The sequence below is a fragment of the Paenibacillus sp. yr247 genome (assembly GCF_900103825.1).
In the GTDB taxonomy this organism is placed as follows: Bacteria; Bacillota; Bacilli; order Paenibacillales; family NBRC-103111; genus Paenibacillus_E.
The window spans coordinates 467,174-491,242 of record NZ_FNIF01000001.1 but is presented as its reverse complement, the minus strand read 5'-3'; the positions used below and the strand labels follow the sequence as shown (position 1 = coordinate 491,242).

The following is a 24,069-nucleotide window of genomic DNA, read 5'->3' as shown; positions in this document are numbered from 1 at the left end:
TTTCATCGTAAGCATAGGCTGAGCTCCACGTAAATAAAACTTTCATTGTAAAAATAGGTTGAGTTTTTCACTAGAAAACCTAATTTCCTAAACAGGAGTGCTATTTCATGGTAGCTTGTTGTCGTCCTAAACATCAATTCTGAAAGCGCTATCCCGCTGAAATTAAGGCTGGATGGATAATCGCTTGATAGGTGCCGTCACTGCAAAGCTTCCCTCCATCGAGTCCGATAAGTACCTTAAAAGCTTCAATTTGTGTATGATTATGGGTGATCACCACCTTATCCGGTTTAATGGCCAGCATGAATTGGGTATTCCGATTGACACCACGGTATGGTACGAGGCGCAAGCGATCTTGCCAAATAAATTCTTCTACACCCAAACCACTTATGATCTGGTCAACATCTGCAGACCGAATCCTTTGAAGCCACTCTACAGGCAATACATCACCCCACTCAGACACTTCCATCACCATCACAGGGGTGCGTGTTAACGGGTCATACAATTGATTTCCCGTATCAATTAAACCTTTGCAAGTGGCTGTATAATCACCCACATGAATCGTTACCTCTGCCAGAAAAGTCGTCAGCACCTCACGCTGCTTCGTACTTTGAAACACCGTTTTGAACCACCATAGCAAAGGAAGGAGTAAAACGAGCACAAATAAGATACCGCCAATCTGTAATTGAAATATGGGCATACCGGATTGTGTGAATACAATCCCTTTCATAATATCAGAAGAGGATGCCAGTACATAATGAATGCCGAACATACCGCCGGCCACAGCAAAATTTACTAAGAGGAACGTTCCGAGGTTTCTCAATAAATTTTGTAAGGATCCAAACCCAAAAGCAGTCATAATCATACCAATACAAAACATACATTTCACAGAAAATGTAAATAGAAACAAAGGCACTGGCAAGAACATGATCACGACATAAGAAGCTCCTAAAAACGACGAACCTACGATTCTCCACCACTTGAACGATATTTTCCGCGTTTTAGCTGTTACGATAAGCATGGCCGCATCCATCAGAAAGTTCAATAGGAAAATGAGATCCGCATAGACGACCACAATGTCCTCACCTCCATGACAGATGCTATTAACCATTTTCCTGACGAAACTTTAAGGTTCTAAATCAGTATAGGGGAATCCTATTTCAAAGTCTGTCTAAACTTGCTAGTAGGCTACTACTTTTTTTGTCAGTTGACGCGGTCTATTCCAAGCTAGAAAAGCCCTAAGAATAACAAAAAACCGAAGCCTCTACGTCTAGTAGGGCTTCGGCCTCTTTACATATATTTTGTAATTATTTGTCGGTATTCCGCCCGCGGTTGCGCAGGAACGTCGGAATATCTAATTGGTCGTTAGATGGTTGTGTACCAAAAGGCTTCAGGTTGTTCAACCGATTGTCAGAAGTCGTTGTTTCCGGTTGTCCGGTAACAGGACGCTTGACCGATTGATGCACAGGTGCTGCCTTATGCTCGAAGCCAGTTGCGATAACCGTAACAAGAATTTCATCCTTGAGTTTATCATCAATAACAGCTCCAAAAATCATGTTCACTTCGATATCTGATGCGGATGCAACGATATCAGCCGCTTCATTTACTTCATACAAGCTAAGATTCACGCCACCCGTAATGTTCATGAGAACACCACGAGCTCCTTCGATAGATGTTTCCAACAAAGGACTGGAAATCGCTTTTTTAGCTGCTTCAGCCGCACGATTTTCGCCAGTTGCTACACCGATCCCCATGAGGGCGGAGCCGCGCTCTGTCATAATCGTTTTGACATCAGCAAAGTCCAAGTTAATTAGTCCAGGTACAGCAATTAAGTCTGAGATCCCTTGTACACCTTGACGAAGCACGTTATCTGCTTCGCGGAAAGCTTCAAGCATTGGCGTCTTCTTATCTACAATCTCCAAGAGACGGTCATTCGGGATAATAATTAGTGTGTCAACCTTCTCTTTTAGAGCTGCAATGCCTTGCTCAGCTTGCAAGGAGCGCTTACGTCCTTCGAAAGTAAACGGACGAGTGACGACACCAACTGTTAGAGCTCCTACTTCTTTTGCGATTTCAGCAATAACTGGAGCTGCACCAGTACCTGTACCGCCACCCATACCTGCAGTAACGAATACCATGTCTGCGCCGCGAAGCGTATTCAGAATTGTCTCCCTTGACTCTTCTGCCGCTTTCTTACCTACTTCAGGGTTCGCACCTGCGCCAAGACCGCGCGTCAGTTTATCACCTATTTGCAACTTATGAACAGACTTCGCTAGGTGTAAAGCTTGAGCATCTGTATTTACAGTAATAAACTCAACGCCCTTAACACCATTCTCGATCATACGATTTACTGCGTTACTTCCGCCGCCACCAACACCGATGACCTTTATTTGAGCCAATTGGTCTAAATCCATATCAAATTCAAACATGTGAGTCATATCCCCCTAACTTTGCGTTCACTATATAAATTCACTGAAAAAATTTTTTACCCGTTCAAGGAAACCTGGTTTAATACTTTCGGAGGATTTTTTAGTTGTGGACTTCGTAACAATTTTCTTCGAGAAACCCGAATTCCGATTTTTCATGTACTTGGCGACAAACTGAATGATGCCAACCCCACTTGTGTAGGAAGGATCACGCACCCCAATGAAATCAGGAACGGCGATTCGTACAGACGTTGCGAGTTCAGATTGTGCGATGTTAAGTATACCTGGCATAGCAACGGTTCCACCTGTGAGTACATACCCACCGGCTAGATCACTGTATCCCAAACGATGCACTTCCGCACGGATCATTTGGAAAATTTCCTCAACTCGGGGTTCAATTATATTCGCGAGGTCAACTTGCGAAAACTCTTTTTCCACGTTGCTTCCCATTCTCGTAACCTTAAAAACTTGATCAGGAGCTGAATCTTCGACCGATGCACAGCCGTATTTCAGCTTAATTTTCTCAGCGATTTCGAGCTGAGTCCGGAGTCCTATCGAGATATCATTGCTGATATACTCGCCTCCAATTTGAATAGTCGATGTTGCCATAAGATTGCCTTGTTCAAATACAGCAATGGTAGCTGCTCCTGCTCCTACATCAACCAGTATCGTCCCAACAGCTTTCTCATCCTTGGATAAGGCCAACTGCCCAGACGCAAGCGACATTAAGATAAGACCTGCGACCTTTAGTTCGGATTTTTCCACAACACGGATTAAATTATGTATCCCCGTCTTCGCACCAGTGATTATTGTCGCTTCCACTTCTAGGCGAACACCAATCATGCCACGAGGATCGTTTATGCCTTCTTGTCCATCTACTAAATACTGCTTAGGTACAACTCCAATAATTTCACGCTCGGGAGGTAATGCGATGACTCTGGCCGCCTGAATAACACGATCGATATCCTCTTCCCCGATCTCTCGGTCTTCATTAGAAACAGCGACAACACCGTGACTTGATTGAAGAGCAATATGATTCCCTGAAATTCCTACGTAAACCTCGGAAATTTGTACGCCGACCATACGTTCAGCATGATCAACAGCGCTGCGAATTGAATTCACAGTTTGATCAATGTCAACGATTGCGCCTTTACGAATACCCTCTGACTCGGCAGATCCCACACCTATTATATTAATGGTTCCGTTAACAACTTCCCCAATAATAGCACGAACCTTGGATGTACCGATGTCTAAACTAACAATGATGTCATTGTTGCTCAAGCCCCTGGCACCTCCTGTAACTTGGATAATAAAGTGTTTTCATTACAAATACTTAAATACGTATTCCACACAACCGTCATATTCCCTCTTTTTTCTACATTTTTTTTGCCAGAAAAAAAGTCGTCTACTTTACTAGTCATAATTAATGAGAAATGATATAGATCCTGTCTAGTTACTACTTGTAAAGATTGTAAGTTCTACTAGATACTTATTTAACCATAAATCTAATTTTAGCACTATTTTCAGCGATTGAGTAGTCCATATAACGTTTTTTTGTCAGGAAGGACGCACTGTTTCTTTTGGTAATGATTTTGGGGGCGCTTTTGGGGTCGGTTTCGGACTTGTCTTGGCCCCATCTTTGTTCGAATCGGGAGTAGGACTCGAAGAACTGCCTGCTGCTTTCTGACCGGTTTGATTGTTCGTTTCAGTCTTGGACTCTTCGTTCGGTTCGAATGGAGCGTGATACTCCACTTCTAACATTTTGATAACACCATTGGTAATATGATCTTCTTGTAAGCTTGCTATATAAGCAGGCAAATTGTCAATTTTCTCAGGTAAATAGGCAATAGTTGTATACACTTCGAACTGTGATCTTGTGTATAGCTTGATTTTGTCGGGATACGGTTCCGAGGGATCCGGTTTGATTTCGGAAATGTCGGAGAGTGCGCTCTCCGGGATCTCACCAAGCACTTTGCAAAGTGCGGCCTTATTCGGATCGCCATCTGTCCATCCTGTCAAAATGGGCATGTCCAAAGGAATGCTTCCTGAAGATAGCTGTACGACAGCGCCATCCGCAAGCACTGCCTGTTTCTTGCCGTCTCCTCCAATTTGGAAAGCGACTTTGGGAAATTCTTGCACGGTAATATGAATAATGCCTGGGAAACGCTTCTTCACCGCTGCTGTCTTAATCATAGGCAGCTTGGCGATACGCTGCTCAATCGTTTGTGAGCTTACTGCAAAGAAACGGTCTCCAACCGCAATTTGACTAGCTTGTCCAATTGCATCTGAAGCCATGAGCTCGTTCCCCTCAACTTCAATGGCACTAATGCGACTAAGGGAAGATTGAAAAAATAGAATAATTAGAATCGTCATAAAAAAAATGAATAAGAAAACGAGCAGCTTCCGATTGGTACGCGCGCGTGGCTTAGTGACGGGCAGAGCGGGTACTTTGCGGTCTTCGGACAAGATGGGCACCACCTAATAGTTTCGTATGAAGTATTATATTTGCAACCTTGTATATGACAAAATCAATGAAAACCGTGTATCCCCACCTGTAAGCAGGAAGGGATTCGCGGAATTCATTCAAATGTTCTACTCACTTGGGACAGGTGATTGACGATGCACGGAAGCACCTAACCTGGAAAGCATATGTTCAATTCTATCATAACCTCTATCGATATGATGAATCTGCTCAACAATCGTCGTGCCATGCGCAGCCAGACCCGCTATAACAAGCGCTGCGCCAGCTCGCAGATCAGTTGCTTCAACCGTGGCTCCATATAACCTTGGAACACCTCGGATAAAGGCTGAGCTCAAATCTACACGGATATCTGCACCCATACGGGATAGTTCATCAACGTGCTTGAATCTACCTTCAAAGATCGTTTCTTTCATCACGCTAAGTCCATCTGCTAGAGATAACAGCACCATAACTTGCGATTGAAGATCTGTTGGAAAGGAAGGATGCGGTGAAGTCACAATACGTTCGACTGCCTTTGGTCTTGTCGGACAGCTTACATGTATTATATCACCGTCCGTGATGATTTGAACACCTGCACGCCTCAGGACATGAATCACCGAGGTTAAATGAGCTGGGTTCACCTGCTCCAAGGTGATGTTTCCTTTTGTTGCTGCAGCAGCAACAAGGAAGGTACCAGCTACAATTCGATCAGGAATGATGCGATATGTGCAAGGAGATAACGAATCCACTCCGCGAATCGTTATGGTGTCCGTACCTGCTCCAATGATATCGGCGCCCATAGCGTTCAGGAAGTTTTGCAAATCCTGAATCTCAGGTTCACGAGCAGCATTGTAAATTGTTGTGATGCCTTCAGCTTTCACAGCTGCCATCATAATATTTTCCGTAGCTCCGACACTTGGGAAGTCTAGAAAGATCTCACAACCACGCAGTGAATCTGCCGTGCAAACAATTTTGTTGGCGAATTCTTCAATGTTGGCTCCGAGAGCCTGCAAACCTTTAAGGTGCAAATCGATTTTACGTTCGCCGATTGCGCAGCCACCTGGTTGATAGACAGTGACACTGCCGAATCTGGCGAGCAGCGGACCCATAAGAAAGATGGAAGAACGCATTTGCCCCATCAATTCTTCAGGGATATGAGAGGAATGAGCTGTGGATGTTGTGATAGATACCGTATCCCCTTGCTGCTCGGCACGACAACCCAGCGCGCTAAGAATTCGCAGCATGGTGTCGATATCGAGCAAATTAGGAACATTATGCAGAGTATGAGTGCCGCTGGCCAGGATGCAGGCTGCTAAAATTGGTAATGCGGCGTTTTTCGCGCCGTGTATCTGGATGGCTCCCGAGAGAGGTCTTCCACCTTCGATAACGAGCTTCTCCAAAGTTCCACCTCCGATTTACCTCTCACCCATCACCAAAACTTCCGTTACAAGCGATATGCCGTACAGTTTCTGTACGATCTCCTGTACTTCGCCAATGAGAGTGAGAACGTCCTCGGCTGTAGCATCTCCGGTATTAACAATGAAATTGGCGTGCAGCGTAGAGATTTCCGCTCCACCGACACGTTTGCCTTTCAGGCCAGCATCTTCGATGAGCTTAGCTGCGAATCCCCCTTCGGGGTTGCGGAATACACTTCCAGCGCAAGCTAATTGAAGCGGTTGCGTGCGGAGGCGCCGATCCCGGTATGCCGCCATGGCTCCCGCGATTTCTTTGCGATCTCCGACCTGTAATTCAAAGACAGCTTCTGTTACAATGCCGGGTAGTAGGTGCAGAATGGAATGTCGATAAGCATACTGCAAATCTTCCGCCTGCATAGTGACCAATTCCCCTGTGTCCAGGATGACTTCAGCCTGCTTGAGTATGCGTGACACATCGGACCCGTGAGCCCCTGCATTCATGTAGACGGCGCCTCCCACAGAACCGGGTATGCCAGAAGCAAACTCCAGTCCGGTTAAACCTTCTTTAGCCGCTAGTACGGACAATTTAATGAACGAATAGGAACCCCCAGCGTAGACCATCGCACCTTCGAAGCGAAGAGATTCCAACGCATGACCAAGTTTAATAACTACCCCTCTAATTCCTTTATCACTTACCAGCAAGTTAGATCCACGACCAATTATCGTCCATGGAATTCCTCGTTGATGCAGGAAACGGATGACATCTACGACCTGCTCTTTCGTTTGGGGGATGATCAGACAATCGGCCGGACCTCCGATTTTCCAAGTCGTGTATGGGGCCAGTCGTTCATTCGTTCGAATCTCGCCAATATTTGCTGCCTGTAAGTCGGATATTAACTGTTGCATGGGAAAACCTCCTTCACAGAACGTAGGGCGAAATTATCGGGAAACTGCTTCATGCTCCATAATTTCAAAAATACAGACCAAGTGGAAGATGGCCGGTCTTCTTTACTTGGCGCCATATAAAGCCTTAGGTGTCTGTCACGGTTATAGTGTAGTTTATGTAATATCGGATAGAGTGTGACAATCGCCTATTCGCTTTCGAAAATCTAAGACGATAAACAATAGGTCTCAATCAGTTTTACGATCGATGCAACGGCATCGTTATCGTTTCGTGATTGCATCGTAGCTTTGTAAGTCTCTCTGTTCGCATGAAGTGCTTCCACGCGAGCTGCGAGGGTCTCGGCTGTTAAATCTTCTTCTTGAAGTACATCCGCATAGCCAGCTTTTTGGAACGACTTCGCATTCAGAATCTGGTCACCTCGGCTTGCTTGCAGCGATAACGGAATAAGCAGCATAGGCTTCTCCAGTACGAGAAATTCATAAATGGATGTAGCACCCGCCCGTGAAACAACCAATTCTGTCATCGCCAAAACATCCGGGAGCTCCTCGTTCAAATATTCGAATTGTTTATAACCTCGCGTATGGGCAAGTTCTGACGCGATATTGCCTTTTCCGCAAAGGTGTACAATCTGAAACTGAGTAAGTAATCGCCCTAGGTTATCTCTAACCGCTTGGTTAATCACTTGCGAGCCTAGACTGCCACCCATCACTAAAATAACCGGCTTCTGTGAATGGAAGTCACAAATCTGGTACCCGCGAGACGCTTTCCCGCTCAGAATGTGTTCACGAATCGGCAACCCTGTCAGCACAGCCTTGTCTTTCTGAACATGCTGTAAGGACTCCGGAAAGGTAACACAAACCTTGGTTGCAAAAGGAATTGAAATTTTATTCGCTAGTCCTGGCGTTATATCGGACTCATGAATAATCACGGGAACCCTGTTCATCCGACTGCCAAGAACAACCGGGACGGAAACGAACCCACCCTTCGAAAAGACGATGGCAGGCTTCAAACGACGGAGCAATCTATAAGACTCATAGACGCCTTTCACCACTTTAAAAGGGTCTTTGAAATTTTTGATATCAAAATATCGACGTAATTTCCCTGACGATATTGGGTAAAAAGGTACCCCCTCGCGTTCAATGATGTCTTTCTCGATGCCCGTTGCTGAACCTATATATTTAATTTCCCAACCTTGCTGCTCAAGCTTATGAATAAGAGCAATGTTAGGAGTAACATGTCCTGCGGAGCCTCCTCCGGTAAAGACAATCGTTTTCATTCCCCTGTCACCTCGAATAACGGGATATATTGAGCAGGATGCCGACCGATGTCAGCATAAGCGTCAATGAAGACCCTCCTGCACTTATGAATGGCAATGTAATGCCGGTTACCGGGAACATCCCGATAACAACACCAATATTAATAATAACCTGCACAGCAATCATGCCGATAATCCCTACAGCGATCAAACTGGCAAACGTATCCGGTGCCGTAATGGCAGCCCGCATCCCGCGCCATACAAGAATCGTAAAGAGCAGCAGTACCAGCGTCCCGCCAATAAAACCAAGCTCCTCAGCAATAATGGAGAAAATAAAGTCCGTTTGCGGCTCTGGTAAATAGCTGTATTTCTGACGGCTCATTCCAAGTCCTAGCCCCACCAAGCCTCCAGGTCCAATGGCATACAGCGATTGAATGGACTGATAGCCTGCTCCTAACGGATCCTGCCAGGGATCCAAGAAAGCGGTAATTCGCTGTAATCGGTAGGGGGCAGCAATGACGAGTCCAACAAAACCAGCAACCCCTATCATACCTAGATAAGAGAGATGAAGCAATCTTGCACCCGAAGTATAGATGATGAGGAGTGAAGCTCCAACGAGCACTACGCCAGTCCCAAGATCGGGCTGAAGCATAATGAGACCGAAGGCTAAGCCCATAATACCAAGCGGCGGTAACAGACCCTTAGTAAAAAGCGTAATTTTTGCCTGCTGCTCGGACAACATTTTGGATAAATAAAGAATCATCCCAATCTTCATGAATTCGGATGGCTGAATACCGAAGGCACCAATCCCTAACCAGCTTCTAGCTCCACCACGAACAACCCCGAGGCCGGGAATCAAGACAATAATCAACATGGCAAAGCAAATAAAAAGCGTGATTCGAGCAATCTTTTTCCACACTAAATAATCAACATTCATGGTAAAAAACATGGTAATAACTCCTAAAACAGCAAAAATAAATTGCCGTTTCAAATAATACAAGGAGTCGCCGAATTCGCGAAAAGCAAGAACACTACTCGCGCTGTAAACCATAATAACGCCAATTGTCAAAAGCAACAAGGTTGGAATAATAATCCAAATGTCAGGAGCGGACCGTGCTTTACCCATAACAGACACCTCTTTGTGTGTTGTGGGCATCATCCGAAGATGCATAGCAAGCAGGTGACGATGTCACCTATTAGCAAACAAATGTGGATAAGCCCTACTTAAAGGTTATGCACGGACTCCTTAAACATGCGTCCCCTCTCCTCATAAGAGGGGAACATATCCCAGCTTGCGCAAGCAGGTGATAGCAGAACGATATCTCCAGGTTCACTCATTTGCCAAGCAAGCTGAACGGCTTGTGAAACCGCGTCCGCTGCATCTTTAGCAGTATCGACGGTTTGAATGCTGCTAATCCCTGCCAGCTCGGCAATATGTGAAATTTTCCCTTTTGTTTGACCTAAGGTTACGATGCCTTTAATGCGCTCACGGAAAGTAGGCAGCAGCTCCATATAATCGGATCCGCGATCCAATCCCCCAGCGATCAAGACAACTTTCTGATTGAACGCCTCAATAGACTTAACAGATGCCGCGGCATTCGTCGCTTTGGAGTTATTATAGAAGGTCACACCATTCAGCTCTCTCACGAGCTCCAGACGGTGTTCTACGCCTTGGAAGCTTCTAAGTACGTCCGCGATGATCTGAGGCTGCACACCTGCTGTTATGGCGGCCGCAGCTGCAGCTAATGCGTTTTCGACGTTAAAGCTGCCTGGAATCCCCATTTCACGTGCCGGCATTATCGGTAATACTTGACCTTGACCGTTTGCATAAACAATAACCTCTGACTCCACATCGAAGTAAACTCCGAAGTGCAATGCTGCTTTCATCGAAAATGGGAACAGTTTCGCACGTAGGGTAGGAATCAGGGATTGGCACACCGCATCATCCCAATTCAGAATTGCCGTATCTTCCTCCGTTTGATTAGCAAACAGTTTGGCCTTTGAAGCGATATAATCATCCATCGAACCATGATAATCCAGATGAGTTTCATACAAATTTAACAATAATGCAATTGTTGGTCGGAACGAGGTCGTCCCTTTCAGTTGAAAGCTGCTGAGCTCAACAACCATCCAGTTATCCGCTGTGACTTCTGGAGCTGCCTCGGTTAATGCGCGTCCAATATTACCCGCCACTACAGGTGCTAATCCAGCTGCGTCCAGCATTAAACCAATCAAAGTTGTCGTGGTTGTTTTCCCATTTGACCCCGTTATACCGATAATTGGCGCTTTGCAGAATTGATAAGCAACCTCAACCTCAGTCACGACTTCGATTCCCAGCTCTTCCGCCTTGCGAATCGGCTCTACCGTGTACGGTATGCCCGGGTTTTTCACGACGAGAGCAACACCCGAATGCACCAAGGACTCCGGATGAAAGCCGCAGACAACAGAAATACCCAGAGCCTCCAATTCGTCGGCTTCAGGGCATGCGCTCCGCTCTTTTTTGTCGTTGACGGTTACTAGGGCTCCTTTTTGATGAAAAAGCTTAGCCGCAGCGACACCGCTCCGAGCCAAGCCTAAAACAATCACTTCAAGTCCACGATATTCCCGCGGATGTTTCATGCTTTACAACACCTCATTCATATATAATCCGAGTACGGCAAGCACGAGACCTACGACCCAGAATGTGATAACGACGCGCCATTCCGACCATCCGACCAATTCGAAGTGGTGATGAATCGGGCTCATTTTGAAAACTCGTTTGCCTCTTGTCTTGAATGAAACAACTTGGATCACAACAGAAAGAATTTCGATCAAGAACACACCGCCTACAATAGCAAGCAATAGTTCCGCTTTAGTCAAAATAGCTACGGCAACAAGACCGCCGCCGATACCAAGCGAGCCGGTGTCACCCATAAACACTTTGGCTGGATGCGCATTAAAAACGAGAAAACCAAGCACGGCTCCAACCATGGCCGCAGAGAAAATTGCTGCTTCCGGCTGTGTGTTATTCATTGCAATAACGGTGTAAGCACCGAATGCAATCGCACTTGTCCCTGCAAGCAAGCCATCCAGGCCATCGGTGAAATTCACCGCATTTGATGCGCCTAACATGAGAATCGCCATTAACGGAAAATACAGCCAACCTGGGTTAAAATGGAACTCCACAAATGGAATATATAAGTCCGTGCTATGACCTTGGATGACTAACAAATAACAGACAATAGCTGAAATCAGAAGTTGACCGAACAGCTTTTGTTTAGCCGTGAGTCCGAGCGAGCGCTTAAAAATAATTTTAATGTAATCGTCAAGAAAGCCAACGAGTCCATACCCTAAAGAGGCAATTAACAAGATCAGAAGATCCATATTTTTATCCGCAAAACGAAGAGTAGCAAGGGCCAGCGCGAGTAAAATAATGACCCCGCCCATTGTTGGTGTCCCTTGTTTTTTCAGATGCCCTTGCGGGCCATCCTCACGAATTTGTTGGCCAAATTTCATGCGCCGCAAAATAGGTATAAAAAGCGGTCCCATAATTAGCGCAAGCACAAAAGCAACGCCCATCGTTAATAAAATTGCGTTTTCCACGTTGGTTCCCCCTGCTCGTTTCCGCCTTACGAAAACGATCTACTGTTTCATAATATGGTTAACTCAAGCGCCAATTAGGCGAGTAAGGCATTCACAACTTGCTCTAGCCGCATACCGCGCGAGCCCTTTACGAGCACAATGTCCTCAGCTCGTGCTAAAGCGGCCAGCTCTGCCGCGAGCTGCTCTTTGTCTTCGAAGGCGCGCACGCGTCCCTTCGGGAACTGAGCAGCCGCTTCATCCGCGATGAAGCGGCCCAGACGACCGAACGTGAAGACGTAGTCTACACGTTCGGGAGACAGCATCGCGCCGATGCCGCGATGGAACTGCTCTTCGTGCTCGCCAAGCTCCAGCATATCGCCGAGCACAAGGAACTTGCTGCCGAAGCCGCTCAACTGCTCGGTAAGCGCGATGGAAGCCCGCATGGATGCCGGGCTGGCATTATACGCATCGTTTAGCACGGTCAGCCCAGAGGCTGCCGTCAGCTTCTCGATGCGCATGCTCGTCATCTGCAGCGAGCGAAGCCCTGCTGCAATGGAAGCCGGCTGTACGCCGAAGGCTTCGCCGATGGCAATGGCTGCTAACGCATTAATCACATTATGCGTGCCGAGCAAGGGAATGTACAATTCCGGGTACCCCGGGGAATTGATCTGGAAGAACGCCCCGTCCGCATCCATCCGGATGTCGGTCGGGTACAAATCATTGCCCGCGCCGCCGCCGAAGCGGATGCGGCGCAGCCCCTCTGGCAAGCTTCGCTCGGCGAGAGCCTGTTCAATCAATGGCTCGTCGCCGTTGTAGACGAGCAGCCCGCCGCTGGGCATTCCGCTTGCGATCTCGGCCTTCGCCCGAGCGATCTCTTCCCGCGAGCCCAGCTGGAGCATGTGCGACTCGCCGATCATCGTAATGATCGACGCTTCCGGCTCGGCCAGATCGGACAAGAGCTCAATCTCGCCTCGTCCGCTCATCCCCATCTCGACCACGGCGAATTCCGTGGTCTCCTCAAGCTGGAGCAGCGTGAGCGGTAAACCGATATGATTATTCAAGTTTCCTTTTGTTTTATGCACTTGATAAGTACTACCCAGAACGGACGCAACCAAGTCTTTTGTCGTCGTTTTACCATTGCTGCCTGTAATCCCAATGATGCGCACAGGCAGCTGCTTGCGATAAGCCTTAGCTAATTGCTGCAGAGCTATTAACGTATCCGGGACGCGGATGAATGGAACGCCTTTCGGTGCCTCACCGCGATCATACTGCCACAAAATAGCTGAAGCACCTTTATGATAAGCATCTTCTGCATAGGAATGCCCGTCAAAGTTCTCACCGATAAGAGGGACGAATAGGCTTCCCGCCTGGATAGAGCGTGTATCCGTTGAAACGCCTTTTATCATAATAGCTTCTTCTGACCCTGATATCTCACTACCTAACATCCCTGCGATTTGTTGTAATGTACGTTCTATCATCGTCCTCTCCCCCTTATCGCAGCCTTAGCCACCAAACGATCGTCGAAATCATGCTTGACCCCCATGATATCCTGATACGTTTCGTGGCCTTTTCCCGCTATCAATATTACATCTTTGGGGCCTGCCCCTTCAATAGCCTTTTGTATCGCTTTTTTGCGATCCACGATTAATTCATACTTTTTTTCTGGGTAATTAACCTCAACCAAACCGGGAACGATATCATTCAGAATGGAATCCGGATTCTCAGTACGAGGATTATCTGATGTTACAAATAAATAGTCGCTATATTTTGCTGTAACCTTGCCCATTAAAGGACGCTTCGTCCTATCACGGTCGCCACCGCAGCCAAACACGGTAATTACCTTACCTTCTGCAAACTCTCGGACGGTAGACAGGGCATTTTCTAAACCATCAGGGGTATGGGCATAGTCAACCAAGACTAAGTAATCCTGGCCCTCATTTACAACCTCCATTCGCCCATCAACGAATGTTACACTTTCTAAACTATTCCGAATTGCTTCAAGTGGAACTCCCTCAGCCAAAGCCGCAGCAATTGCACCAAGCGCATTGTAGACGTTGAATTTACCGACTAATTTCATTTGAAAGAATGCTTCACCCGCAAAAGAAATAAGCTGAAACTCAGTGCCTTGGGCCGTAATTCGGATATTCGTCGCCCGTACATCACATTCATTCTCTATGCCATAAGTAATAACCTGTGCAGCTGTTAGCTTCTTGAATGTTTGCGCAGCAGCGTCATCGACATTAAGAATAGCGTACTGGTGATCCTTTGGATTGGCTGAGAAACCGTTTCCCAGTCTGGAGAACAGCAGCCCTTTCGCCGTTTCGTAAGCCTCCAACGTTTTGTGGTAATCCAAATGATCCTGCGTTAGATTGGTAAAAATACCCGAGCGGAAATGAATACCCTTTACCCTACCTAATTCTAGGGCATGGCTGGATACTTCCATGATGCAGTAATCCGTCTTCTGATCACACATCTTGCGAAAACTGCGCTGAAGATCGACTGATTCCTGTGTGGTGCGCTCCATTTCCGTATAGGTATCCCCGATTTTCATTTGAATCGTTCCCATAAGACCAGTTATAAAGCCTTGATCACGCAATATTTTCTCGATCAAATAGGTGGATGTCGTTTTCCCATTCGTACCCGTAATTCCAATCAATTTCAGTTCCTTGCTGGGATAGCCAAAGAAATGGGCTGATAAGGCTGCCATTGCATATCTGGCATCTTTCACAACAAGCTGCGTAATAGGCAGGTCTAGCACTCTTTCTGTTACAAGGGCAGAAGCCCCAAGCGCTATCGCTTTTGGGGCATAATCGTGTCCATCTGCTGTTAATCCGGGGATACATAAAAACAAATCCCCTGATTTTATTTTACGAGAGTCTGCTTCAATCCCCGTAATCTCTGTATCAGCATCTCCATGTATATGGGTAATGAGCAGTGCGGAAGCAAGCTCCTGCAGTTTCATGAGCAACCCTCTCCTTAACATATTTCCTATCTATTATGGACAATTTTATGCATATGGAAAAGCAAAACATGTCTTACTTGTAAATCTTTTTGCCAGTCTTCTTAAAAATCATTACTGCGGCGGCTCATTATTCGAGAGAAAGATGCGTATCGTGGAGCCTTGATCTACCCGTGAACCTGGTTTCGGCGCTTGGCTGATCACAAATTTACCACTACCGGACTTTGCAAGCCTAAAATTCATGTTCAGATCTTCTAATATATCATCAACTGACGCTCCAACCAAGTTTGGCACCTCAACAACCGGTATTTCGCCATACCGATACTCTTTATCAAGCTGCTCTTTATTGGGTTCAACTTTCATATATCGCAAAGCGTCAGCCATCATATTCTTGACTAATGGAGCTGCAATCAGCCCTCCGAATTGGATTCCTTTGGGATCATCTACAGCCGCGTAAATAACAATCTTCGGATTGTCGGCAGGTGCGAAGCCTATGAAAGAGACGATATGCTCATCAGGCGAATAACGTCCGTTAATGACCTTTTGCGCTGTACCCGTCTTCCCTCCGACGCGATAGCCGTCGATAAACGCATTACGTCCTGTGCCTTTGGCCACAACGCTTTCAAGAGTTTCGCGTACTTGCTTCGAAGTTTCTTCTGAAATCACATTGCGTACCAGTTCAGGCTGGGTAACATTAACAACCTCACCCGTGTCAGGATTCGTAAAGGATTTAGCCACATATGGCTTGAAAAGTCTTCCTCCGTTAATGGCCGCAGAGACAGCTGTAATTTGCTGAATCGGAGTCACAGATACCCCTTGACCGAATGCTGTTGTCGCAAGCTCGACCGGTCCAACCTGAGAAGGCTTAAACATAATCCCGTTTTCTTCTCCAGCGAGGTCAATACCTGTCTTCTTTCCAAAGCCGAATTTTGAAATGTAATCAAATAGCTTTTCCTTACCTAGACGTTGTCCCATGACGACGAATCCGGGGTTACAAGAGTTTTGTACGACTTGCAGCATTGTTTCACTGCCATGTCCACCGCGTTTCCAACAGCGCAGCCTAGCTCCTCCAACCTCAATATACCCGGGATCATAAAATTGTTCATTCTTTAGGTCCACCTTTTTTTCCTCTAAGGCAGCCGCTAACGTAATAATCTTGAATGTAGAGCCCGGCTCATATGTTTTCCAAATCGGTAAATTCCGGTTATAAGTTTCTGTTGGATAATCCTTATAATTGCCTGGCTCATAGGTAGGCCTGCTGCCCATCGCTAGTATTTCTCCATTATTGGGATCCATCATAATCGCGATGACATTTTGCGCCTGATACTGCTCCATGGCCTGATCCAATTCTCTCTCCATGAAAGTCTGCAAATGACTGTCTATCGTCAGTTTCAGATTGAGTCCGTCTTTAGGCTTTTCATAGGTGTCTGTCGTCCCCTTCAGCGTCCTGCCTGCCGCGTCAGCCATATAGGATATACTTCCTGGAATCCCTGTTAGCTGACTGTCATACTTCGCCTCGATCCCGGTCAACCCTTTATCGATCCCAGCGAATCCGAGGATATGTGCGGCTAATGTGCCAAAAGGATAGTACCTTTTGTTGTCCTCTGCTACAACGATGCCAGGAAGGTGAAGATTGCGAACTTCTTGTGCTTTTTCAACCGTTATTTTACGCCCTGAAGGTTTAATATAGTTCTTCGAGGCTTTCTTTGTTATTTGTTGATAAATTTCCTCTTCATTGCCTTGCAGCACTTCTGCTAGCTTTGCTGCTACGCTGCGGGCGTCTTCAAGCTGTACAGGTATCGCCAAAATCGTAGGCGTACTCATGCTGTAAGTCAAAGAAATGCCGTTGCGATCCTGGATTTCGCCTCTCTTGGACGCAAACGGAACTTCCCTCCGCCAGCTATCTTCCGCTTTATTCGCCAAGTCTTGTCCGATCCATAGCTGGACATAAGCCAGACGGAGAATAAGTGCAGTAAAAATGACAGTGCCGATGATGAGCGCAGTAAACAATCTGCGACGAACGGTAACGTTAGAAACACGCATGAACGTTCAGTCTCCCTTCCCAATAAGTCAAGATCATTCCTAACATGACTATTCGGGACAAACAGGGGTTAGAACAAGCTCTCGGTTACGGTGTCTTTTTGGCCGTTGAACGCTGCGTTTCTTGTTTCGCATTCGGTGTTGGTGTAGGTGATACTGATGACGGTGCAGGAGATACAGAAGACACTGCTTTATCACTAAGCGGTTTGAGCTGTAAAGTCACGCTTCGCACCTCTCCGTCTCCCGCAATTGCCTGATCCGAGACGTATCCTTCACCGGAGGTTTGACAGTCCACTTTAAAGAAGGAGCATGCTTCTACTGCATCTCGCAGGGAACGTCCTACTAAGTTAGGCAATGGCATCTCATCAACGGTTTGCATCGCAACATATATTCGTTGTGTGGATAAGATTTCTGTACCTGCTTTCGGAAATTGGTCAACTACTTTAGCCCCTTTTCCGAATACCTCAAGCGATAAACCGCTCTCTTTAGCCTTTGCTTTGGCATTTTCAGCAGTTACATCTGCAAAATTGGGCACAGTTAGCTTATTCGCTTCCTTAGCAACCATTCTGGTTTGCTTATTCGATGCGACACCCATATACTGCAACGACTCGCCAACGATATCTTTAAAAGCAGGAGCAAGCACCTGGCCTCCTAAATGATAGTTTCCGCCAAGATCGGGCTGATCGGCGATCAATGTGACTAAGATACGAGGATTTTCAACAGGTGCATACCCGATAAACGAAATAACCCACGAATCTGTCGAATACGTTTTTTCACCGGGAAGTACAATGTTCGCTGTTCCCGTCTTTCCTGCCACGCGGTAGCCATCCATATATGCAAGCTTTCCTGTACCAATTTCTTGATCAGATACAACCTGCTCTAAATAACCGCTCACCTGATTAGCTGTCTTTTCACTTACGACTTGCCTAATCACTTGGGGCGCAAAAGACTGAATTGTTTTCCCTGATTTAGGATCAACAATGTCCTTAACAATGTGAGGCCACATCAATTTGCCGCCGTTCGCCATCGCCGCATAAGCGGCGGTTTGTTGAATGGCTGTGACTACGACCTTCCCTTGTCCATACGTTGCTGTTGCAAATTCAGACGGATATTTCATATCGATTAAACCGGAAACTTCATTCGGCATATCAATATTCGTTTTTTGATCAAACCCAAATTTAGTAATATAATCTAAAAGTTTAGGTGGAGTTAATTTTTCTATACCCAATTTGACGAAAGCAACGTTACTAGATCGCTTAAGCCCATCCAAAAAGGTAATTTTCCCCCAACCAACTCGATTGTGGTCATGGAGTTCTCTATCCTGTACCCGAATCATACCTGATTGGTAGGTTTCTGTTGGATTGAATAAGCCTTCTTCTACGGTAGCTGCTAACGTGACAAGCTTGAAAGTTGAGCCTGGCTCATAGCGGGAGGCTACCGCATTATTTTTGAAATTACTTTGATCCTTAATGGTCCAATACGTATTGGGGTTAAAAGTAGGTGTATTCGCCATGCCCAAGATTTCCATCGTTTGCGGATCAACTGCGATAGCCGTCAAGCTCTTCGGGTGCCACTTGTCATTCACCTTAGCAAGCGCGCTCTCCAAATAAAATTGAATGTTTTTATCGATCGTTAGTCGTACATTATTCCCGTCTTCCGCTGGTTTGAAATTGACCTTGGAATCTGGTAGCTCCACACCTTTGCCGTCCTTCTCATAGCTTAAAATGCCAGGAACACCTTTAAGGGTTTGGTCTAGTTTAAGCTCTAAGCCTAGCGCAGCATCCCCTTCTTTGTTCGTATAACCAAGAATGTGCGAAGCCAATGTCTCACCAGGATAATATCGTTTCTTATCTTCTAAAATACTAATACCCACGTTAGCTTTCGCAGATAATTTAAGTTTTGCTTGAAGATTAGTAATCAGAGTACGGACTTGATCAGCCTTCTCCTTCTCGATCTTCCAGCCTTCATTTCTAATCTCCACATTGGCCGCAAAATCAGTGCCATCCGGCTTCATTTTCGTTGCACGATCACGGATTTTATTGACCAATGCAGGTTTCGTTTCATTCGATTCTTTCAAAATTTCCGCTAATCCCTGCACAATATCTTCCGCAATATGGTAGCCATCGATCATTTTGGGATTAAGAGCAATCGTATAGGATGCTGCTTCTACCGCAAGCACTTTATTGTTTCTGTCTAGGATCGTTCCCCTCACCGGGGTTATCACCTTATCTGTTTCCCATCTCTTTTCGGCCTTCTCTAGCAACCATGAAGCTTCTACCACTTGAATCCAATAGACTTTAGCAATGAGGACAACAAAAAGAAGGGTAAAAAACCCTCCAATTAGCAAAGATCGTAACTTAATTTTTTTTGTCATATGGAATACCTGCCCATTAAGGTTTAGAAGCTACTTTAGTATTTTTGCTGCCGCTAGTGTTTGGCTTCACCTTCGCTGGAGTAACTAAGCTTACTTGCTTCTCATCTTGTAAGTTAAACCCGAGACGCGTAGCCTCCTCCTTTAAACGATCAGGACTTTGCAGTTTCTCTACTTCTTGCTTCAAAGCGCTGTTCTGAGCTTGCATATCGCGAATTTCATTTTGCATTTTCAACATATTCGCGTTCATTTGATAAATAGCCGAATAACGCCAGATGATCACGCCTGCAACGATGACACAAAGGACAACGGTGAACAAATAGAGCATTTTCTCTTGCGTCGGCAACGATTTATTCCGATAAACAACCTTCGTTGTTTCTTTTATCTTCATTTTAGGTGTTGGAACCGTACGTTTCTGATCGAGCGCCAAATTGCCTTGGATGTAAGATGACATATCCTTTTTCCTCCCTTGTGTTATAGCTTTTCTGCGATTCTCAGCTTTGCTGATCTTGCCCTTTGATTCACTTCAAGCTCATGCTCACTTGGAATAATCGGTTTTCGTGTAACTAATTTAACTGTTCCGGATTTCTTACAAACGCACAGTGGAAAATCTGGTGGACAGGTACATTTTTCAACATTTTTCACGAAAAATTGCTTGCAGATGCGATCTTCCAAAGAATGGAAGGTAATTACGGCAACTCTGCCTTGTGGGGCTAGGCATCTGAGCGATTGCTCCAACGCTTCTTCAAAAGCACCCAGCTCATCGTTCACCGCGATACGCAGTGCTTGGAAACTCCGCTTCGCCGGGTGACCACCTGTTCTTCTGGCCGCTGCTGGGATACCTTCTTTGATCAGCTCCACCAGCTCACCCGTGGTTTCAATCGGATGTTTGGTCCGGGCTTCTACAATGACACCTGCGATACGACGAGAAAACTTCTCTTCGCCATATTCAAACAAAATTCGCGCAATTTGGTCAGGAGGCCACTCATTGACGATCGTTTTGGCGGTTAATTCCGTCGTACGATCCATCCGCATGTCGAGCTCTGCATCATGGTTATAGCTGAAACCTCGTTCGCCATCATCAAGTTGTGGTGAAGATACTCCGAGATCAAAAAGAATACCATCCACCTGCGGCTTGCCGTCACGAAGTGCTCTTGGTTCATTCTGGAGCACCTGTTCCAGCTCTCTAAAATTACTTTTTACTATTCTCACTCGATCCAGATAAGGGGCTAGCACGGTTTGAGCGTTGGCTAAAGCAACATCATCCTGGTCTAAAGCAATCAGTAACCCATTGGGACCTAACTTAGAAGCAATCAGGGAACTATGACCTGCTCCTCCCATCGTACAATCCACGTAAACGCCATCCGACTTTATATGTAAACCTTCAACAGATTCTTCCTTAAGTACCGTCACATGATGAAACACTTGGTGTCCTCCTAAGAGCTTTGCTTTAGCAAAGCTTTCTGCGTAAGCATCTAGCTTTATAAATCAAAATTAAAATCGACGAGTTTCTCTGCTATCTCATTGAATGACTGTTCCGATTCATTGGCATAGCTTTCCCAAATTTGCTTGCTCCAAATCTCAACTCGGTTGGAAACACCGATAACCACACAATCTTTCTCAAGCTTGGCATGATCCATGAGATTACCTGGTATGTTCGCTCTCCCTTGCTTATCGAGATCACACTCCGTTGCGCCGGAGAAGAAGAACCGGGTGAAGGCACGCGCATCTGATTTCATAAGAGGCAGTGCTTTGAGCTTCTGTTCGAGTATCGTCCATTCCGATTGCGGATAAACGAATAAGCACTGATCCAGACCGCGGGTGATAACAAATGAGTCGCCGAGGGCTTCGCGAAATTTGGCCGGGATGATCATTCGGCCCTTCTCGTCAATGCTATGTTGATATTCACCCATGAACATAGCATGGCGCCCCCTTTCCCTCCACTTCTTACCACTTTCCACCACTTTTTAATGTTTATTCGCCAAAAACGAAACAAATCCTGCTACGAAAGCAGGATTTTCAAAATAATTTTCAATTTTAGCTCTATTCTGTGTCTTTTTTTCCTTGTTTCTCGTCTTCAAGTGAGTTTAAAGAAGCATTTTGCGCTTTAAGTTGATTTCGCGTTTCTATCAGCAGTTTTTTTCTTTTGCGCCTGAATACCCAGATTGGGACACCGATCAACAGGACAATGACAAGGACAGGAAACGCAGCTGCCAAAAAAACGAGAATACCTTGCATCACAGCAACTAGTACATTTAGGCTAGAGCTCCACGCTTTTTGAATTCGTTCCTCTAAGGTTAATTGACTCGGATCCGATAGCAGTGGCCTTTTACTTGTTTGCTGGTACATGCGAAGTTCAATCGTCGAGAAAGAGACATTTTGATCCAAATACCTCATCCGCCCCTTAATTTGTTCAATCGCTTCTTGCACCTTGGAAAGCTCATTCGAGAAAGCAAGCAGATCATCCGTCTTGGAGGCTTTCTCCATAAAGCTGAGCAATCGGGTTTCAACCAGTTGTTTCGCTTTCAGGCGAGAGCTAAGATCCACATACTCCTCAGTTACATCCTGGCCTTGTACGTTCCTTTGGAGTGAGGGACTTATTTTCTCTAAGCCATCCAGCAAGGAAACAAATCCATTCGCCGCGACTTTAATTGTATACGTTCCGCCACGTTCCCCCGTATTCGCATTTTCCGAAAATTGCAAAATGTAAGCCCCACTCAGCGCTACCAGATCACGGAGCGCTGTCTGAGCCTTGCTGTAATCCTCAACTGGCATTACCAAGTTCGCTCGATAGATCAACTTACGATTAAATCCTCCAGCTTCATCGCTTCCCGTTGCCGGCATGACTGTAATTGGCGCATTTTTCACCTCAGCCGGCGATTGATTTGCCATTGATGCGGTCTCTTTCGCGTTACCTGTTTGCCCGCTTGCCGCCTTTGCAGCAGGAGCAACAACTTTCTTGTCATCTGCTCGTAGGGCTTCTGGTTGCGCTTCATTGCTAGATGTCCCCATTTTCATCTCAGTCGCCGATGATTTCGATGAATCACTTTTCGATGCACTGCATCCCGAAAGCAGGCTTATTACTAGCATACACGTGGCAAGCAGGAAAGAAATTTTCCGACCAAACCTAATCCTCTTTGCTTTCTTAGCAGTAATACTGCGGTACATGAAGATACTGATCTCTTTACTTTTTAAGACCCCCATTTTGCCATCTCCCCGCTACCAAATATAGGTTATACACCCTATAAACGGGTGTTGCGAGGAAAAGTTGCAAGTCGCCGAGTCCCTTCATCAAATAATTGCCGATACAGAGGTAAATCCATACTATTTAAGACATAACGTCCATATGAAGAGAAAAAAACCTTCCAGCCCACTTAAAAAAGTGGTCTGAAAGGTTTCCTTTTTTCTTAATGTTCTGCCCAGCTGTCTAGGTACATCTTTTGCTCTTCTGTTAATGAATCAATACTAGTACCAAGTGATTCCAGCTTGAATCTAGCCACTTGCTCATCCAACACATAAGGTACATTCACAACCGTTTTACCTAGTTTTTTGTACTCATCGTTGACATATTTAAGGGACATGGCTTGAAGCGCAAACGTCATATCCATAATTTCAGCCGGATGACCGTCGCCTGCAGCTAAGTTAACAAGGCGTCCTTCAGCAAGTATGTATACTTTACGGCCATCAGTCAGTTGGTATTCTTCAATGTTGCGTCTAACTGTACGCTTGGAAACAGACAACGCTTCCAGCTCTGGTTTGTTAACTTCTACATCAAAATGGCCTGCATTCGAGAGAATAGCGCCATCTTTCATTACTTTGTAGTGCTCACCACGAATCACATCTCGGTTACCTGTAACTGTTACGAAGAAATCACCCAATTTCGCTGCTTCCAGCATTGGCATAACAGCAAAACCATCCATGTACGCCTCGACACCTTTGATCGCGTCGATTTCCGTCACAATTACATTCGCGCCTAATCCTTTAGCACGCATCGCCACACCTTTACCGCACCAGCCGTAACCTACAACAACAACGGTTTTACCTGCTACAACCAAGTTCGTTGTACGGTTGATGCCATCCCATACGGATTGACCCGTGCCATAACGGTTATCGAACAAGTATTTACAGAATGCATCATTCACCGCGACCATCGGGAATTCGAGCTTGCCTTCTTTCTCCATCGCCTTCAGACGAAGAATACCCGTTGTTGTTTCTTCAGCTCCGCCACGAACTTGCACAGCCAGATCTTTACGTTCCGAATGAAGAATTGAAACCAAATCGCCACCATCATCAATGATCAGGTCAGGCTTAGTTTCGAGTGCTTTAATCAGCAATTCTTTGTATTCTTCCGGGCTCGGATTGTATTTTGCAAATACCGTAATCCCATCTTCTACAAGTGCTGCACAGACGTCATCTTGTGTAGAAAGCGGGTTGCTTCCTGTAATTGTTACTTCAGCTCCGCCGGCTTTCACTACTTTGGCCAAATAGGCTGTTTTCGCTTCTAAATGCAAGGAAATGGCCACTTTCAGCCCTTTAAAAGGCTGCTCTTTCTCAAACTGCTCACGAATACGATTCAAAACAGGCATGTGCGCCTGGACCCAATCAATTTTCAAATGACCTTCAGGTGCTAATGTTATGTCAGCTACTATACTTTTTTCAACATTTGTCATGTTAGTTTCC

General features: G+C 45.8%; 19 protein-coding genes. All 19 read right to left on the bottom strand.

Features of this window, described 5'->3' with window-relative positions; all coding sequences use genetic code 11:
* Positions 1–148: 148 nt before the first annotated feature.
* Complete coding sequence (gene spoIIGA, locus BLT91_RS02195; RefSeq protein ID WP_090816109.1) at positions 149–1,072, bottom strand: sigma-E processing peptidase SpoIIGA; 924 nt, start codon at positions 1,070–1,072, stop codon at positions 149–151.
* Between the two features lie 232 nt (positions 1,073–1,304).
* The gene (gene ftsZ / locus BLT91_RS02190; protein WP_090816108.1) at positions 1,305–2,426 is read right to left on the bottom strand and encodes a cell division protein FtsZ; all 1,122 of its coding nucleotides are present in this window, start codon (positions 2,424–2,426) and stop codon (positions 1,305–1,307) included.
* 30 nt (positions 2,427–2,456) lie between these two features.
* Positions 2,457–3,704 (bottom strand): cell division protein FtsA, encoded by a 1,248-nt coding sequence (gene ftsA, locus BLT91_RS02185; RefSeq protein WP_090816106.1) that lies wholly within the window; start codon positions 3,702–3,704, stop codon positions 2,457–2,459.
* 276 nt (positions 3,705–3,980) lie between these two features.
* A complete protein-coding gene (locus BLT91_RS02180) occupies positions 3,981–4,889 on the bottom strand; it encodes a cell division protein FtsQ/DivIB (protein ID WP_254776752.1) in 909 nt (302 codons plus the stop codon).
* 126 nt (positions 4,890–5,015) lie between these two features.
* Positions 5,016–6,284 (bottom strand): UDP-N-acetylglucosamine 1-carboxyvinyltransferase, encoded by a 1,269-nt coding sequence (gene murA / locus BLT91_RS02175; RefSeq protein WP_090816104.1) that lies wholly within the window; start codon positions 6,282–6,284, stop codon positions 5,016–5,018.
* 15 nt (positions 6,285–6,299) lie between these two features.
* The gene (gene murB, locus BLT91_RS02170) at positions 6,300–7,205 is read right to left on the bottom strand and encodes a UDP-N-acetylmuramate dehydrogenase (protein ID WP_090816103.1); all 906 of its coding nucleotides are present in this window, start codon (positions 7,203–7,205) and stop codon (positions 6,300–6,302) included.
* A 203-nt stretch (positions 7,206–7,408) separates the two neighbouring features.
* Positions 7,409–8,479 (bottom strand): undecaprenyldiphospho-muramoylpentapeptide beta-N-acetylglucosaminyltransferase, encoded by a 1,071-nt coding sequence (locus tag BLT91_RS02165; protein ID WP_090816101.1) that lies wholly within the window; start codon positions 8,477–8,479, stop codon positions 7,409–7,411.
* 7 nt (positions 8,480–8,486) lie between these two features.
* Positions 8,487–9,584, bottom strand: coding sequence for a stage V sporulation protein E (spoVE, locus tag BLT91_RS02160; RefSeq protein WP_090816099.1), 1,098 nt, complete (start codon positions 9,582–9,584; stop codon positions 8,487–8,489).
* Positions 9,585–9,682: 98 nt separating this feature from the next.
* Positions 9,683–11,077 carry a UDP-N-acetylmuramoyl-L-alanine--D-glutamate ligase gene (gene murD, locus BLT91_RS02155; RefSeq protein ID WP_090816097.1) on the bottom strand — a complete coding sequence of 465 codons (1,395 nt, stop codon included), beginning with the start codon at positions 11,075–11,077 and terminating at the stop codon, positions 9,683–9,685.
* Positions 11,078–11,080: 3 nt separating this feature from the next.
* On the bottom strand, positions 11,081–12,016 hold the full coding sequence (gene mraY, locus BLT91_RS02150) for a phospho-N-acetylmuramoyl-pentapeptide-transferase (protein WP_090817207.1): 936 nt from the start codon (positions 12,014–12,016) through the stop codon (positions 11,081–11,083).
* Positions 12,017–12,114: 98 nt separating this feature from the next.
* Positions 12,115–13,497 carry a UDP-N-acetylmuramoyl-tripeptide--D-alanyl-D-alanine ligase gene (murF, locus tag BLT91_RS02145; RefSeq protein ID WP_090816095.1) on the bottom strand — a complete coding sequence of 461 codons (1,383 nt, stop codon included), beginning with the start codon at positions 13,495–13,497 and terminating at the stop codon, positions 12,115–12,117.
* Complete coding sequence (locus BLT91_RS02140; RefSeq protein ID WP_090816093.1) at positions 13,494–14,981, bottom strand: UDP-N-acetylmuramoyl-L-alanyl-D-glutamate--2,6-diaminopimelate ligase; 1,488 nt, start codon at positions 14,979–14,981, stop codon at positions 13,494–13,496. The genes murF and BLT91_RS02140 overlap by 4 nt, the downstream gene beginning before the upstream one ends.
* A 111-nt stretch (positions 14,982–15,092) precedes the next feature.
* Complete coding sequence (locus tag BLT91_RS02135) at positions 15,093–17,021, bottom strand: stage V sporulation protein D (RefSeq protein WP_090816091.1); 1,929 nt, start codon at positions 17,019–17,021, stop codon at positions 15,093–15,095.
* Positions 17,022–17,106: 85 nt separating this feature from the next.
* Complete coding sequence (locus BLT91_RS02130; RefSeq protein WP_090816089.1) at positions 17,107–19,392, bottom strand: penicillin-binding transpeptidase domain-containing protein; 2,286 nt, start codon at positions 19,390–19,392, stop codon at positions 17,107–17,109.
* 16 nt (positions 19,393–19,408) lie between these two features.
* The gene (ftsL, locus tag BLT91_RS02125; RefSeq protein ID WP_090816087.1) at positions 19,409–19,843 is read right to left on the bottom strand and encodes a cell division protein FtsL; all 435 of its coding nucleotides are present in this window, start codon (positions 19,841–19,843) and stop codon (positions 19,409–19,411) included.
* Between the two features lie 20 nt (positions 19,844–19,863).
* Positions 19,864–20,814, bottom strand: coding sequence for a 16S rRNA (cytosine(1402)-N(4))-methyltransferase RsmH (rsmH, locus tag BLT91_RS02120; protein ID WP_090816085.1), 951 nt, complete (start codon positions 20,812–20,814; stop codon positions 19,864–19,866).
* A gap of 56 nt (positions 20,815–20,870) precedes the next feature.
* Positions 20,871–21,308: a division/cell wall cluster transcriptional repressor MraZ gene (mraZ, locus tag BLT91_RS02115; protein ID WP_090816083.1), complete on the bottom strand. Its 438-nt coding sequence runs from the start codon at positions 21,306–21,308 to the stop codon at positions 20,871–20,873.
* Between the two features lie 124 nt (positions 21,309–21,432).
* Positions 21,433–22,593, bottom strand: a complete 1,161-nt coding sequence (locus tag BLT91_RS02110) for a DUF4349 domain-containing protein (RefSeq protein ID WP_090816081.1) — start codon at positions 22,591–22,593, stop codon at positions 21,433–21,435.
* A gap of 203 nt (positions 22,594–22,796) precedes the next feature.
* Entirely contained in the window at positions 22,797–24,059 is a 1,263-nt protein-coding gene (locus BLT91_RS02105; protein ID WP_090816079.1) for an adenosylhomocysteinase, read from the bottom strand.
* Positions 24,060–24,069: the final 10 nt, after the last annotated feature.